The 14618-nt window shown below is 43.6% G+C and carries 15 protein-coding genes and 1 pseudogene; all 16 read right to left on the bottom strand.

Annotated features, from left to right (window positions below):
* Positions 1 to 319: 319 nt before the first annotated feature.
* Complete coding sequence (gene hisIE, locus MUO15_RS19495; RefSeq protein WP_245031963.1) at positions 320 to 949, bottom strand: bifunctional phosphoribosyl-AMP cyclohydrolase/phosphoribosyl-ATP diphosphatase HisIE; 630 nt, start codon at positions 947 to 949, stop codon at positions 320 to 322.
* On the bottom strand, positions 946 to 1704 hold the full coding sequence (hisF, locus tag MUO15_RS19490; protein WP_245031961.1) for an imidazole glycerol phosphate synthase subunit HisF: 759 nt from the start codon (positions 1702 to 1704) through the stop codon (positions 946 to 948). Before hisF ends, hisIE begins: the two co-directional genes overlap by 4 nt.
* Complete coding sequence (gene hisA / locus MUO15_RS19485) at positions 1704 to 2435, bottom strand: 1-(5-phosphoribosyl)-5-[(5-phosphoribosylamino)methylideneamino]imidazole-4-carboxamide isomerase (RefSeq protein ID WP_245031959.1); 732 nt, start codon at positions 2433 to 2435, stop codon at positions 1704 to 1706. Before hisA ends, hisF begins: the two co-directional genes overlap by 1 nt.
* Before the next feature lie 12 nt (positions 2436 to 2447).
* Positions 2448 to 3077, bottom strand: a complete 630-nt coding sequence (gene hisH / locus MUO15_RS19480; protein ID WP_245031957.1) for an imidazole glycerol phosphate synthase subunit HisH — start codon at positions 3075 to 3077, stop codon at positions 2448 to 2450.
* Positions 3078 to 3671, bottom strand: coding sequence for an imidazoleglycerol-phosphate dehydratase HisB (gene hisB / locus MUO15_RS19475; RefSeq protein ID WP_245031955.1), 594 nt, complete (start codon positions 3669 to 3671; stop codon positions 3078 to 3080).
* Positions 3668 to 4941 (bottom strand): annotated as a pseudogene (gene hisD / locus MUO15_RS19470) (histidinol dehydrogenase). Before hisD ends, hisB begins: the two are co-directional and overlap by 4 nt.
* Positions 4938 to 5576: an ATP phosphoribosyltransferase gene (gene hisG, locus MUO15_RS19465; RefSeq protein WP_245031953.1), complete on the bottom strand. Its 639-nt coding sequence runs from the start codon at positions 5574 to 5576 to the stop codon at positions 4938 to 4940. The pseudogene hisD and the gene hisG overlap by 4 nt, the downstream one beginning before the upstream one ends.
* Positions 5569 to 6753: an ATP phosphoribosyltransferase regulatory subunit gene (locus MUO15_RS19460; protein ID WP_245031951.1), complete on the bottom strand. Its 1185-nt coding sequence runs from the start codon at positions 6751 to 6753 to the stop codon at positions 5569 to 5571. The genes hisG and MUO15_RS19460 overlap by 8 nt, the downstream gene beginning before the upstream one ends.
* Positions 6754 to 6969: 216 nt before the next feature.
* On the bottom strand, positions 6970 to 7791 hold the full coding sequence (locus MUO15_RS19455; protein ID WP_245031949.1) for a hypothetical protein: 822 nt from the start codon (positions 7789 to 7791) through the stop codon (positions 6970 to 6972).
* A gap of 473 nt (positions 7792 to 8264) precedes the next feature.
* Positions 8265 to 9932, bottom strand: a complete 1668-nt coding sequence (locus tag MUO15_RS19450; protein ID WP_245031947.1) for a glycerol-3-phosphate dehydrogenase/oxidase — start codon at positions 9930 to 9932, stop codon at positions 8265 to 8267.
* A gap of 243 nt (positions 9933 to 10175) precedes the next feature.
* Positions 10176 to 11669, bottom strand: coding sequence for a glycerol kinase GlpK (glpK, locus tag MUO15_RS19445; RefSeq protein ID WP_245031945.1), 1494 nt, complete (start codon positions 11667 to 11669; stop codon positions 10176 to 10178).
* A 5-nt stretch (positions 11670 to 11674) separates the two neighbouring features.
* Positions 11675 to 11905 carry a hypothetical protein gene (locus tag MUO15_RS21825; protein WP_305853256.1) on the bottom strand — a complete coding sequence of 77 codons (231 nt, stop codon included), beginning with the start codon at positions 11903 to 11905 and terminating at the stop codon, positions 11675 to 11677.
* A 47-nt stretch (positions 11906 to 11952) separates the two neighbouring features.
* Positions 11953 to 12498 (bottom strand): glycerol-3-phosphate responsive antiterminator, encoded by a 546-nt coding sequence (locus MUO15_RS19435; protein WP_256464150.1) that lies wholly within the window; start codon positions 12496 to 12498, stop codon positions 11953 to 11955.
* 5 nt (positions 12499 to 12503) lie between these two features.
* Positions 12504 to 13037: an acyltransferase gene (locus MUO15_RS19430; RefSeq protein WP_245031943.1), complete on the bottom strand. Its 534-nt coding sequence runs from the start codon at positions 13035 to 13037 to the stop codon at positions 12504 to 12506.
* 3 nt (positions 13038 to 13040) lie between these two features.
* Entirely contained in the window at positions 13041 to 13679 is a 639-nt protein-coding gene (ppaX, locus tag MUO15_RS19425; RefSeq protein ID WP_245031941.1) for a pyrophosphatase PpaX, read from the bottom strand.
* Entirely contained in the window at positions 13654 to 14610 is a 957-nt protein-coding gene (locus MUO15_RS19420) for a nucleoside recognition domain-containing protein (RefSeq protein ID WP_245031939.1), read from the bottom strand. The genes ppaX and MUO15_RS19420 overlap by 26 nt, the downstream gene beginning before the upstream one ends.
* Between the last annotated feature and the right edge of the window lie 8 nt (positions 14611 to 14618).

Genomic DNA, 14618 nt, shown 5'->3' with positions numbered 1-14618 from the left:
TTCAGCGTCCATTCTCACTAATTAAGCAGTATAACATAGAAAGGCTTGATGAAATAGAAGAATTTTTTGTTTTTTCGTAGATTAATGGAGAAATTTCTGCAGAATTATTTGATGGGAAGAATCATTTGGAGTTTGGTGAGAATTCTTTGAGATTTGGATAGAATACTTAAGAGTTTCGATAGAATTGTAGAATTTCGGGGAGAATCCTATCAATTTTGGAAAGAATTACGAAGCAGTTGGGCAGAATAAGTTTTCCTCTACTCAGGACAAAAATATCCCTAACTACAAAATTAGTTAGGGATGACCAACCTGCCTGTATCTATGATTGATGACGCTTTTCTAACACAGCTAAGACTTGATCCAGGCTTACTCCTCGATCCGTCAACAGCATCAACAGGTGGAATAATAAATCAGCTGATTCCATTGAAAGTTCTTCTGGATCATCGTTTTTCGCTGCAATGATTACCTCTCCTGCTTCTTCCCCAATCTTTTTGGCAATCCGGTCCACACCTTCCTGAAAAAGCTGTGATGTGTAGGAATTCTCAGGTAAAGTTGTCTTTCGCTCTGACAGCACATTTCTTAACTGGTCCAGTATCGCATAAGGCTGCTGATCAATCCCCTTATCACCCTGATCGAGCAACGATTCATTAAAGCAGCTATACTCGCCTTTATGACAAGCAGGTCCTGATGGAATCACTTGGACTAACAGGGCATCTTGATCACAGTCAAAATGAATGTTTACAACCTTTTGCGTATTTCCGGAGGTTTCTCCTTTGTGCCAAAGCTCCTTTCGTGAGCGACTATAAAAGATGGTTTCTCCTTTTTCTAACGTTAGGTTGATTGATTCCCGATTCATATAGGCAAGCGTCAAAACAGATTTTGACCGTGCATCCTGAACAATGGCAGGCACTAATCCTTTTTCATCAAACTGAATGGCATCAAGATTCATCGTACAACGACTCCCTTCCCTGCTAAATATTCCTTCACATTTCGGATCGATGTTTCTTTATAATGAAAGATAGAAGCCGCTAATGCTGCATCTGCATCTACTTCTTCAAATACTTCATAAAAGTGCTCGGCCGCGCCGGCCCCACCTGAAGCAATGACGGGGACTCCCACCACTTCCTGAACGGCTCTCAGTAATGGCAAGTCAAATCCTGATTTCTCACCATCCTGATTCATTGATGTTAACAAAATTTCACCTGCGCCAAGACGGACAGCTTCTTGCGCCCAGTCGGTGACCGTCCATTCTGTCGGCGTCCGCCCGCCATGCGTATACACACGCCATGTATTCACTGATTCGTCATAACGTGCATCAATCGCAACAACGATACATTGACTTCCAAAGTAATCTGCACCTTCTCGAATCACTTCTGGACGATTAACAGCCGCAGAATTTAAAGAAACTTTATCTGCACCATTTCTCAACGTTTCTTTCATATCTTCAAGTGTGCGAATCCCGCCGCCAACCGTAAAGGGGATAGCAAGCTCGGAGGCGACCTCTCGAACAACATCAATCATCGTTTTTTTACCCTCGTGACTTGCAGAGATATCTAAAAATACAAGCTCATCAGCTCCCTGTTCATCGTACACCTTTGCCAGTTCAACCGGGTCGCCGGCATCACGAATATCAACGAACTGAATCCCTTTTACCACTCGGCCTTCCTTTACATCTAAGCAAGGGATGATCCGTTTCGATAACATTAGCGCTCCTCCTCACTTAGTGCATCAGAAAGCTTGAATCGATCAGTATACAAGGCTTTGCCCACAATCGAACCGATGACGTTTTGCTGTTGATACTTTTTTAGTTCACGCAAGTCTTCAAGTCCCTGGATTCCTCCAGAAGCAATCACGTTGACAGACGTTTCAGAGGCTAAACGGACAATTTCTTCCGTATTTGGGCCTTGCAGCATCCCATCTTTTGCAATATCAGTATAAATAAACGTTTCCGCGCCAGCTTCGGCGAGTTCTTTTCCTAAATCAACAGCCTTCACTTCCGAGCGTTCAAGCCAGCCTTCAGTGGCTACATAGCCATCTCGTGCATCTAAGCCGATCACGATTTTTTCTTTGAATTTTTTCAAAAGCTGCTTCGTTAACGGAAGGTCACGGATCGCCAACGAACCGATAATCACCCGGTCCACACCACGGTCCAAATAATAAGTAACATCCTCCTCAGAACGGATTCCACCACCAATTTGAACCTTGCAATTAAGATCACGTGCGACCTTTACTACATGTTCAGCATTTTGCTTCGATCCTTCCTTTGCTCCATCCAAATCAACCATATGGATCCAGGAGGCTCCCGCTTCTGCAAACTTTTGGGCCACTTCAAAAGGGTTGTCGCCATACACTGTTTGTTTATTAAAATCACCTTGTTCAAGACGAACACATTTCCCATCACGCATATCAATAGCAGGATAAATCGTAAAACTCATTACACACGCTCCTCACTGTTGTACCATTCGTTTGCAAAAATTCTCTAATAACTGCATGCCGGCACGACCACTTTTTTCTGGATGAAATTGGCTCGCCACAACATTGTTTTTCCCCACGATAGCCGGGACATCCATTTGATAATCGGCTGTTGCATACAGAAGCCGCTGCTCATTCGTATGAACGACATAGGAATGGACGAAATACACATACTCCTGTTCCACTTGGGACAAGAGGGGTTGGTCCGGTTGTTGAATCTCAAGCTGATTCCAGCCCATATGTGGAACTTTATAAGAGACTCCTGCATCATTCTTTCCTGTGAACCTTTTGATTTTCCCAGGAAATAATCCGAGCCCCTTCGTTTTGCCGCCTTCTTCACTTTCCTCAAATAAGAGTTGCATCCCAAGACAAATCCCGTATAGAGGTACACCTTCATCCACTTTCCGCTTAATAAAACCAATGAATTTATGTTCATGTAAAGCCTGCATGGCGTCTGGAAAAGCGCCTACCCCTGGCAAAATATAGCCCGCACAATCTTCAAGCTGGCTCGGCCGATCTCCTATTTTATAAGGGACATCAAGGCGTTCAAGGGCCTTTGAGACACTAAATAAATTCCCCATCCCATAATCAATGACTCCAATCATTTACAAACTTCCTTTCGTACTTGGCACCCCTTTAATACGAGGATCAATTTGCGTTGCTTCATCTAGAGCCCTCGCCAATGCTTTAAACATCGCTTCAATAATGTGATGCGTATTGTGACCGTGGTGAAGAACGATATGTAAATTCATTCGAGCTTCAACGGCGAGTTTCCAAAAGAACTCATGTACATTCTCCGTATCAAACGTTCCTACACGATCTTTTGGCAAGTCAGCTTTCCATTCCAAATGGGGACGGTCACTTAAATCGACGGCAACCGTGACAAGGGTTTCATCCATCGGAAGGGTCATGGATCCATAACGTTTGATACCGCTTTTGTCCCCAAGAGCTTGTCGCAATGCTTGTCCAAGGCAAATGCCGATGTCTTCAGTTAAGTGGTGATCATCCACTTCGACGTCACCTTTGCCTGTTACCATTAAATCAAACAACCCGTGCTTCGTAAAAAGCTCAAGCATATGGGCCATAAAAGGAACTTGCACGTCGAGATCTGCTTTCCCTTCTCCATCAATAACAAACTCTAAGTTTATATCTGTTTCCCGGGTGGTTCGAGTAATAACAGATTTTCGATTTTTGGTCATTTCCATCGCTCCTTGCGTGACTCTATCGCCCTTGCATGTGCCTCTAATCCTTCTAACCTGGCGAATTGAGCAATTTTGTCAGCATTCTTTTGTAAAGCTTGTTCACTGTAAGAAATAATGCTCGATTTTTTCACAAAATCATCAACCGTAAGCGGACTTGAAAAGCGTGCTGTCCCATTTGTCGGAAGTACATGATTCGGTCCAGCAAAATAATCGCCAACCGGCTCACTGCTATAAGGCCCTAGAAAAATCGCACCTGCGTGGTTAACCTGTGCCATATCTTGAAACGGATCCTCTGTCACAATTTCTAAGTGTTCGGCAGCAATTTCGTTTATAGTGTCAAGTGCTTCCTGCTTTGTATCACACACTATAATGGCTCCATACTCATCAATACTAGCTTTGGCAATATTATACCTAGGCAGGGATCGAAGCTGTTCATATACAGCGGTCCGAACTCCTTCTGCTAATGTCTCATCTGTAGTGACAAGAACACTGGAAGACCTGGCATCGTGTTCGGCCTGTGACAGTAAATCCGATGCGATCTCTTCAACTTTTGCAGTATGATCTGCTAAAACAGCAATTTCACTTGGCCCAGCGATCATATCAATATCGACATCCCCGAACACTTCCCGTTTCGCTAAAGCAACAAAAACATTCCCCGGTCCTGTTATTTTGTCAACGGCGTCAAGTGTTTCTGTTCCATAAGCTAAGGATGCAATCGCTTGAGCGCCCCCCGCTTTATAAACTTGATCTACTCCTAGAAGCTTAGCAGCTACGAGAACCCCAGCAGGAACCTTGCCGTCCTTACCTGGAGGTGTAACGATGACAATCCGTTTGACGCCTGCCACTTGTGCTGGAATGACGTTCATAAAAACAGATGAAGGATAAGCCGCTGTTCCACCTGGTACGTAAACACCCGCAGCAGCAATCGGAGTCACTTTTTGCCCAAGAATTGTACCATCTTCACTTGTATCAAACCATGAAGTTGTCCGCTGCTTTTCATGAAAACTTCTAATGTTCGCTGCGGCTTCTTCTAGAATTTCTACAAAACCCCATCAATAGACATGTAGGCTTCATCAAACTCATCTTGGGTGACACGCCAGTTTTCAATATCAACACCATCAAATTGTTCCGTGTAAGCTTTGACGGCCTGATCGCCATTATCCTTCACTTCCTGAATAATGCTTTGGACGGAGCGCCTCTGTTTTTCTGTACCCTGATCTACACTTCGTCTCAAAGAAGAGAGTTGTGACCTCTTCATGATTTTCATGAACTTTCCACCTCCACAACTCCACTTAACTTGCGAACCATTTCATCTATATCATTACTCTTGAGTCGATAGCTGACTGGATTAACAATTAACCTTGAGGTAATGTCGGCTATTTTCTGGTACTCCATTAGTCCGTTCTCTCGCAACGTTCGCCCTGAAGAAACAATATCGACAATCCGATCGGCTAAACCGATCAGCGGTGCAAGTTCTATTGAACCATTCAAGGGAATGATCTCAATTTGTTCGCCTTGCTCTCTAAAATAATCAGAGGCGATTTTCGGATATTTGGTCGCAATTTTTGGGGCAATTCGCCCAAGTGGTTTGTCAGGCAATCCTGCAACGGCTACATAGCAGGGACTAATTTGCAAATCCAATACTTCATATACATCACGGTCCTGCTCTAAGAGAACATCCTTGCCGGCAATACCGATGTCCGCTGCCCCATATTCCACATATGTTACCACATCCATTGGTTTTGCCATCATAATTTGAATATTTTGCTCAGGAAACTCCAAAATCAACTTTCTTGATTCTTCAGCGTCTGCCGCTAAATAATAGCCCGCTCGTTTCATCAGCTCTGCAGCTTCTTCATATATCCTGCCCTTTGGCATGGCGATCGTTAAAGGCTTACTCATCAAGTCCGCCTCCTTTTACAGTTAAGTCAACACTATCTTTAAGCTGTTCCTTGAATTTGATTAAATCAGGAATTTGATCGATGTGCTGCAATAACACAAAGTATCCCTCGCCACGTAATTCCGCGGCTCTTTTTATACCTTCAGCATGTGTATCATCATCAACAATAACACCTATTCGAACGTCTTCCTCTTCTTGGACCTCCAGTGCTTCAATTAAACGTTCTAAATGAATAGCAAAACCCGTAGCAGAGGCATTCAACTGGAACGATGGCAGCAATGTGTCATAACGACCGCCATTACACAGCAAGGCACCTAGGTTTGGGGCATATCCCTCAAATAAAATCCCTGTATAGTAGTTCATGTGACTAATTAAATTGAGGTCAACATGTACATACTTGTCTACCCCATACTGGTTTAAAATTTTATAAAGCTGCTTTAATTCATTCACTGCCTGCATACAAGATTGATTTCGCGCCAACGCTTTACTCGCCGTGAAAACTTCCTCTCCACCCCGAAGCTGTAAAAGGGAGAGCAATGCGCTTTTCGTATCACTTGGAAGCTGACTCATCTTGACATCTTCCCGGAAACCTACATAATTTTTTCTATATAAATGCTGTAATAGAAGGTCAGTTGTTTCATCGTCATCACCAAGCAAATCATTGAAAAAGGCTTTCACGAATCCAATATGACCAATGGTAATGACAAAATCATCTAAACCAGACTGCTTCAGCGATTCTACTAAAAGGGCAATCACCTCAGCATCCCCATAAGAAGAATGATCACCGATTAACTCTGTACCGACTTGTTCAAATTGAGCAGGCTTGCCCCCCTCCGTTTGCTGAGCACGAAAGACCGGTCCACCGTAGGCAAGCCTTATAGGGAACTCTGCATTCTTTAACTGGGAGGCGGCAACACGAGCAATCGGCGCGGTCATATCCGGACGCAACACGAGCGTGTGCCCCTGTTGATCTAATAATTTAAATAACTGCTGTTCTAGCGTCGCACTCATTTTTCCAACTGTTTCATGATATTCGAGCAACGGTGTATCCATCATCGAATAGCCATAGGAAAGAATGGTCGACGTTAACTTTTCTCTAGCCTTCGTTTTTTGGTTATAAAAAAAAGGAAGCGTGTCGCGCATTCCTAGTGGTTTTTCAAACATCAATCGTTTCGCCATTGGTGTTCCAACCTTTCATTCAAGAAATCCTTTAGTATGCTAATATGCTAACAAAATAAAGCGGAGTCGTCAATTGGTGAGTCTTTATAATCTTCCCTTTTTTTATAAAAAGAAACTGATGCGGAAATCCACATCAGTTTAGATGAGCTGCTTTCTTTTAGAACAGGAATCCATCTAGTATTTCTTCAGCATTGCGGGCATCTATACGCAGCGATTTTAAGCGTTCATACTGGTCTGTAATAAAAATAGAAAAGCTACCAAGGAATGAGGCAGATCATCCCTAACCTTCCATTCAATTAAATAGCCTGGCATTTGATCAAAACGGTCTGCGGCTTCAATAGGAATGGCTCCCCGTTTCGCCACAGCCCACAGTCGTCCTTCTCCATCTGTTACCTCGAAATGGCCGATATATGAATCTCCCTCAGCCTTCCAATGATAGTGATTCTTTTCAATGTAATAAAAGGTGCTTTTTCCTGTTTTTTTATTACGCTTCAAATCAGTATAAGCGACATAATTCCCATTGGGATGTTGAACATAGCCTCGCCAATATGTGCCACCTTTTTTGTCAATCTTATAAGAGGGATCACCATCTGCTCCGACCATTTGGTAAGTGGCTGGTGCCATCCACCCTCCTGCATAAAAGGAAGAAATCGCACCAATAACCCGACTCCCGCGTAGCTTCTGTTGCCGAATTTCACTGTAAACTTCTCCATCCATGTCATATAACTTGGCATGAAAAATCGATGAAGCTCTATGACCGATATACATTCTCTGCGGAACTTTCTTAAAAGTTTGTACAGAGAAATCATTAACAAACTGTAATAATTGCTTCGCTTTGACGGAGTCCTTCCAACCGCTTCTAACAAGAGCGATCCCTATGGCACAAAAAAAGATGCCGTAGAAGGCGCCGATTAAAAAGTTAACACCCCTCGTTAAAAAGATGGGAATAACAAAGACAAGCATTACGACAAGGAACAAGCTCCCCGTTACAAGCTGTCTTCTTCCATCTTTGCGAATTAAAGTTTGTACATCAGTCATGTCAGATCCTCCCTCATATAGACGCAAGTATAATTAGTAAAATTATACAATACAAAAGACGATCCCTCAATAGGCAGAGAGATCGTCCTGCTATGTTTGTTCGAAAAATTGCCAAATGAGCAGTAAGAAGGTCGAGGCGGCGTAGCTTTGAGCACCAAGAAAATCTTCCCCGAATTGGCATCGCACGAAGGAAAAGTGTTCCTCTTTTCCAAGGAACGGACTTGCACAGGACGTGCTGACTTCTACGTTGTGCACAGGACATGCACGGTTTTAGTAGAAGTTCCACTGCTGCCTCATGATACGTGAGTAGCGAGGCCACTTCAGAGAATATCCTTCTTCGCTGCCTTGCCCCGAGGAATTTACTTCTTTGAATAGGCCTGTAGACGAAGGGGCACACGCTCTTCAAAAGCAAGCCAACGAAGAGATTCGCCGCTTATCATTGGGTGACTTTTTGAACATCCTCTACTATATCTTTATCCTATTTCTACAGGCTTAACAGCTTCATTCAACAATTGATTTAATTCATCTTTATAGCCTTGCTTCTGTGGTGTCGTCCAGTCCAATTCAGTCGCCATGAAGTCAACGACTGAATCTTGATGCTCTCTAACCCAAGCAATATTAAAGAATAAAGCACCGGTTCGGCGGACAAAGAAATCAACGGGCTTGTATGCAAATTCATATTCAAGTGCTACAACGAGCTGAGCGAAAACAACCGGATCGATTTGAGCTTTTTCCGCCACTTGTTTTTTGTCCTTATATACTTGGAAAACAGTATCGACATTCGCTCCATATAAGTTTACAAGCTTATTCGCTTGTTCAGCTGACAAACCCATTGACTCTCCAATCTGAACACGTTCTGCTTTAAATTTCTTAAACCCTTTTGAACCATTTACTTCACCGCCTGATATCGGCATATGGATCGTTTCTGAATCAGAATAGCGAATGCCATACTCCTCAGCTAACTGATCCCGAACCAAATTGACAGCAGATTGGGACATTTTACGATAACCAGTGAGTTTACCGCCAGCCATCGAAATTAATCCTGAATCAGAAGTAAAAATTTCATCTTTACGGGAAATCTCTGATGGATCTTTTCCCTCTTCATGAATGAGTGGCCTTACCCCTACCCAGCTAGATTCAACGTCATCAGCGTTTACATCAACAGAAGGAAACATTAAGTGAATCGCATCCAAAATATAATCACGATCGACAGTCGTCAACTTCGGATGGGAAATGTCGCCGTCGTATTCCGTATCCGTTGTCCCCACATATGTTTTCCCGTCTCTAGGGATCGCGAAAATCATCCGGCTGTCAGGTGTATCAAAATAAACTGCCTGCTTCAGAGGAAACGCATCTTGATCGAATACGAGGTGAGCCCCTTTCGTCAATTGAAGAGTTTTTCCTTTTTTGGACCCATCCATTTCGCGTAATTCATCAACCCAGGGACCACCTGCATTCACAACTTTTTTAGCCTGTATTTGGTAGGTCTCGCCGCTGATCGTATCTTCAACAATTGCGCCTTCTATAGTACCTTGCTCGTTATATAGAAAATCAATGACCTTTGCATAATTGGCAGAAACAGCTCCGTAATCAACAGCTTTTTTCATCACCTCAAGGGTCAAACGGGCATCGTCCGTTTTATATTCAACGTAAAAGCCTGCCCCTTTGAGGCCATCGCGTTTCACCAAAGGTTCATGTTCAAGCGTCTCTTCAGGACTAAGCATCGTTCTTCGTTCACTTTTCTTCACACCTGCTAAGTAGTCGTACACCCTAAGACCTATATTCGTTGTGAACGGGCCAAAATTTCCACCTTCATGAAATGGCAGCATCATCCACTCTGGTGTCGTAACGTGGGGACCATTCTCATAAACAATCTCACGTTCTTTCCCTACTTCGGCTACCATCTTCACTTCAAATTGTTTTAAATAACGTAATCCGCCGTGTACAAGTTTTGTTGAGCGGCTTGATGTTCCCGCTGCAAAATCCTGCATTTCTACGACAGCTGTTTTCATTCCGCGGCTGGCAGCATCTAAAGCGATGCCTGACCCAGTTATCCCTCCGCCGATCACGAGAATATCCCACTGTTCTTTATTAAGCTTTTCAAATTGTTCTTGTCGATAATAACTAGAAAATGGTTTCATATTATCTCTCCTTCAGCCATTTCGATTCGAATGAGGTCGTCTGCTACGGTTATTCCCTAAAAACGATAAAAGTATGTGTGTATATGCCTGCTCCAAGGATATGATTCAAAAAAAAGAGACCACGAGCATCTCCATAACTGTACCGTTATAAAGTGTCGTGGTCTCTCCATATCTCCGACCTCATTGTATTAACTTACTTTTTATATTAACAGACTTTTGTAAAACGGTAAAGAATTAGTCTTTTTACAATTTAAAAACGCGTGCAGCCTCTACTGCTTTTTGCCAGCCTTCATAAAGTTCGGCACTTTTCTCTTCGTTCATTTGCGGATCAAAATCCTTCTCCACATACCATTGCTTGGAGATTTCCTTACGATCTTTCCAGAAATCTACAGCAAGACCGGCCAAATAGGCTGCTCCAAGTGCCGTCGTTTCGTTTATTTTCGGACGTTCGACAGGTACATTCAGCAAGTCACTTTGAAACTGCATAAGCAGATCATTTTTGACTGCACCGCCGTCAACACGAAGTTTCTTCAATTCAATCCCGGAGTCCTCGACCATGGCATCCACCACATCCTTCGCTTGATAGGCCAATGATTCAAGAGTGGCACGGACAAAGTGAGACTTTTTCGTGCCTCTTGTTAACCCGAACACGGCCCCACGAGCTTCGCTGTCCCAGTATGGAGTGCCAAGTCCGACAAAGGCTGGAACAACATATACTCCTTCCGTCGAATCCACCTCTCCTGCAATGCTTTCACTTTGCTTAGAGGACTCTATCAAATTTAATCCGTCACGAAGCCATTGAATCGCAGACCCTGACACGAAAATACTTCCCTCGAGAGCGTATTCCACTTTACCATCAACTCCCCAGGCAAGCGTTGTCAGCAACCCTTGATCAGAACGCACTGCTTCCTCCGCTGTATTCATCAACATAAATCCGCCTGTACCATAGGTGTTTTTAGCCATACCCTTTTCAAAACAAGCCTGCCCGAAAAGTGCAGCTTGCTGATCACCTGCCATACCGGCAATTGGAATGCTGCTGCCGAAGAAATGATAATCCACGGTGTGTCCATACACCTCTGAGGAAGGTTTTACCTCTGGAAGCATGCTTTTTGGAACACCTAAAATATCAAGAAGCTCCTCATCCCACTCCAGATCATAAATATTGTACATTAGTGTTCTTGACGCATTAGAATAATCGGTCACATGTTCTTTCTTACCCGATAGCTTATAAACGAGCCATGTATCGATGGTACCGAACATTAACTCATCATTTTCTGCCTTTTCCCGGGCACCGTCCACATGGTCAAGAATCCACTTCACTTTCGTTCCAGAAAAATAAGGATCCAGCAACAACCCTGTTTTATCACGGAACGTATCATTCAACCCCTGCTCCCGCAGCTCGTTACAGATTTGCTGTGTTTGACGGGATTGCCAGACGATGGCTTTATGGATCGGTTTGCCTGTATTGCGATCCCAGACAACTGTCGTTTCGCGCTGGTTCGTAATCCCTATCCCAGCGATTTGTTCTGCTTCCACATCTGCTTTGGTAAGCACATCAGCCATACAAGCTAACACAGATGTCCAAATTTCATTTGCATCGTGTTCAACCCAGCCTGGCTTAGGGAAGTATTGTTCAAATTCCCGTTGTGCTGTCTCCACTATTTCCCCACCATGATTAAATAACATCGCACGTGAACTCGTCGTTCCCTGGTCAATGGATAAAATATATTTTTCCATCCTGATCAATCTCCCTCTACTCTATTTAAATGCTGCTGAGCTTTTCTAAGTTCCACCCGAAATGAGGTTAATAAGATAGCAGCAATGAGAATGGTAACGAGCCAAAACCATAGATTTAGACTCGCTTCAAATATGGCCTGATAAAACAGCCCTCCGTAAATACCGCCTAGGGCAGGACCGACCACAGGAGTCCATGAGTAGCCCCAATTGGAACCGCCCTTCCCCGGGATTGGCAAAACCGCGAATTTACATCTTTTAGAATCATTATGTACTTACTAAGAAGTTAAAACTCCCAAAGCTCAGTACGGGATGTTGTGACAGCCGAAGCACCTGATTGGATCGCCTCATCAACTTCTTCTGTTGTACGTATCAACCCGCCTGCTATAACCGGAACACCTAATCGATCTTTTACTTCTTTTATCATTCCCGGTAATATTCCAGGCAAAACTTCTACATAATCGGGCTGTGTTTTTTTTATTATTTTGACATTATGTTCTATGGCTTGACTATCAATAAGAAATAAACGCTGCACTGTAATCAACCCATACTTCTTTGCACGTTGAATCACAGTCGACCTTGTCGAAATCACTCCGTCCGGCTTGATTTCCCGCCCAATAAATTCCACTCCATAATCATCTGTTTTTAACCCTTGAACTAAATCAACATGGATAAGAACTTTTTTTCCCGCCTTTTGGCCGGCATTAACTAACTTTTTGAGCATTCCAAGACGAGTATCAAGCAAAATGATGTACTCTGATGTCGATCCAAGAAGCCGTTCAAATTCTTTCATATGCTTAATAGCAGGCAAAATACGTTGGTTGATCGTCACAGCCCCTACACCTCATCCTTAAAAAATTGATCGTGCCTAGCCCGTTCTTCCATTTCTTCTTTCGTATAAATAAGTTTCATTGGATTTCCGCCTACAAATGAACCAGCAGACACATCCTGATGGACAAGGGTGCCTGCTGAAACAATCGCTCCGTCGCCAATATGAACCCCAGGAAGGATGGTTGTATTAGCACCAATCATCACTCCATCCCCAATTTTCACATCACCTAAGCGATATTCTTTTATTAAATATTCATGTGCTAAAATCGTTGTATTATAACCAATCACTGAATTCCGACCTACTGAAATTCTCTCAGGAAACATAATATCCAGCATGACCATGAGAGCAAATGCCGTTTCATCCCCAACCTTCACACGGAGAAACGTACGGTATAGCCAGTTCTTCATCTGTAAAAAAGGCATATACCTTGCGACCTGTATGATGATAAAGTTTTTAACCACCTTTAAGAACGGCACCGTCTTATATATGTGCCACAGGGAATTTCCTCCATTCACTCGGTAACGCTCTGTATTACGCATCCTTTATCCTCCTGTAATGTCCAGTAAGTCCCTCATATTCGTCAACATATAATCTGGATTGAGTTCATCCAATACTGCGGAACCTTTCACCGTCCAAGCTACACCAGCTGTCTTTGTCCCTGCATTTTTACCTGCCTCAATATCATGCGTACTATCCCCAACCATTAATGCTTCAGAAGCCTGGGATTCCAGCGCCGCAAGGGCTTTAGCAATCGGTTCGGGATGCGGTTTTGCATTTGTTACATCATCGAGTGTTACAACTGTTTCAAACATTCCCACAAGCCCCGCAAGTTCTAGCCCCATATTGACAGTTTGGCGCATTTTCGTCGTCACTACACCTAGACGAAAACCTTGCTCCTTTAACGACTGAACCGTCTCGAGCACCCCGTCATAAACGGTTACATAATCATCATGGTTCGCAAGATTGTGTGAGCGATAAACCTCGATCAACTCATCCACACGATCAGCATCAATCAGCCTCATGCTATCTGTTAACGGAGGACCGATAAAGTTGATAATCTCTTCCCGGCTGAATCGACGCTTGCCATAACGCTCAATCGTATGGGTGAACGAAGCGATAATTAACTCGTTCGTATCAATTAGAGTTCCATCTAAGTCAAAAAGTATCGTACGTATGCTCATTAGAAGTTTCCTTTCTCTCACGTTGTAATCTATTCAATACTAGTCCAGCAGCAGCTGTTAGCACGATCGCTGTTAACAGACGAATCAAAAGCAGCGGCCAGACAGGTATCCCAAGCGGAATGAAGATCAACGTATCCTCCACAACCGCATGACATGAAACTAAAAATAAAATGGCTAAATACATATCTTTTCTAGACACGCCATCCTCTTCCACTGCTTGAATCATGAGTCCCGCGCCATAAGCCAGCCCGATCGTTAGGCCGGCAACAAGCGTCATGGATGTGTTGCGCTCCATTCCCAGGAAGCGAGTCGCAGGCGCCACCCACTCCGAAAACCGATCAAGCCAGCCTCTTTCTCGTAAATATTGCATAAAGATCATCAACGGAATAACGATGAGGGCCAATTGAACAATACCCATAAGAGCTGTCTGAATACCGTGTGTAATTATTTCAGTCCAGCCTTCAGGTGCAGCTTGCTGCTCAGGAGCGAAACCGTAAACGGCTTGTTCTTGTCCGCCTTTCCAAAACGTATTGATGAGAAAAGCAGAGACAAAAGCAAGGCTGAGTCTTACTCCAGCAACAAACCACCAACTTACACCAACCCTTTTGGCAACGGTCGATTCAATCAAGAGGTTGTGGGAAAAGGATAGCATAATCGCTAAAATAAAAACTTCCTTAACGGTAAAATCAAACGAAATAATCGCAGCAATTCCCGCATACAAGTTTAGAAAGTTTCCGATGACGAGTGGAACAGCCGCTTCACCAGAGAGCCCTAACCACCCCATTAGCGGCTCAAGTTTTCCTATCACCCACGGAAGAATGGGGGTGAACTGAAGAATCGTTACGATAAGGGTAACCGGGAAGATCACTTTCCCTAATGTCCACGTAAGCTGCAAGCCTTTTTTTAGCCCGCGCTCTAAGATGCCTTTCATGCTCCACC

Source organism: Halobacillus amylolyticus (assembly GCF_022921115.1).
GTDB lineage: Bacteria > Bacillota > Bacilli > Bacillales > Halobacillaceae > Halobacillus_A > Halobacillus_A amylolyticus.
This window is presented reverse-complemented; position numbering and strand designations above follow the sequence as displayed.

Coding starts and splice junctions, on each gene's coding strand:
- hisIE (WP_245031963.1), bottom strand. CDS start 949: ATGAATCTTGATGCCATTCAGTTTGATGAAAAAGGATTAGTGCCTGCC.
- hisF (WP_245031961.1), bottom strand. CDS start 1,704: ATGTTATCGAAACGGATCATCCCTTGCTTAGATGTAAAGGAAGGCCGA.
- hisA (WP_245031959.1), bottom strand. CDS start 2,435: ATGAGTTTTACGATTTATCCTGCTATTGATATGCGTGATGGGAAATGT.
- hisH (WP_245031957.1), bottom strand. CDS start 3,077: ATGATTGGAGTCATTGATTATGGGATGGGGAATTTATTTAGTGTCTCA.
- hisB (WP_245031955.1), bottom strand. CDS start 3,671: ATGACCAAAAATCGAAAATCTGTTATTACTCGAACCACCCGGGAAACA.
- hisG (WP_245031953.1), bottom strand. CDS start 5,576: ATGAGTAAGCCTTTAACGATCGCCATGCCAAAGGGCAGGATATATGAA.
- MUO15_RS19460 (WP_245031951.1), bottom strand. CDS start 6,753: ATGGCGAAACGATTGATGTTTGAAAAACCACTAGGAATGCGCGACACG.
- MUO15_RS19455 (WP_245031949.1), bottom strand. CDS start 7,791: ATGACTGATGTACAAACTTTAATTCGCAAAGATGGAAGAAGACAGCTT.
- MUO15_RS19450 (WP_245031947.1), bottom strand. CDS start 9,932: ATGAAACCATTTTCTAGTTATTATCGACAAGAACAATTTGAAAAGCTT.
- glpK (WP_245031945.1), bottom strand. CDS start 11,669: ATGGAAAAATATATTTTATCCATTGACCAGGGAACGACGAGTTCACGT.
- MUO15_RS19430 (WP_245031943.1), bottom strand. CDS start 13,037: ATGCGTAATACAGAGCGTTACCGAGTGAATGGAGGAAATTCCCTGTGG.
- ppaX (WP_245031941.1), bottom strand. CDS start 13,679: ATGAGCATACGTACGATACTTTTTGACTTAGATGGAACTCTAATTGAT.
- MUO15_RS19420 (WP_245031939.1), bottom strand. CDS start 14,610: ATGAAAGGCATCTTAGAGCGCGGGCTAAAAAAAGGCTTGCAGCTTACG.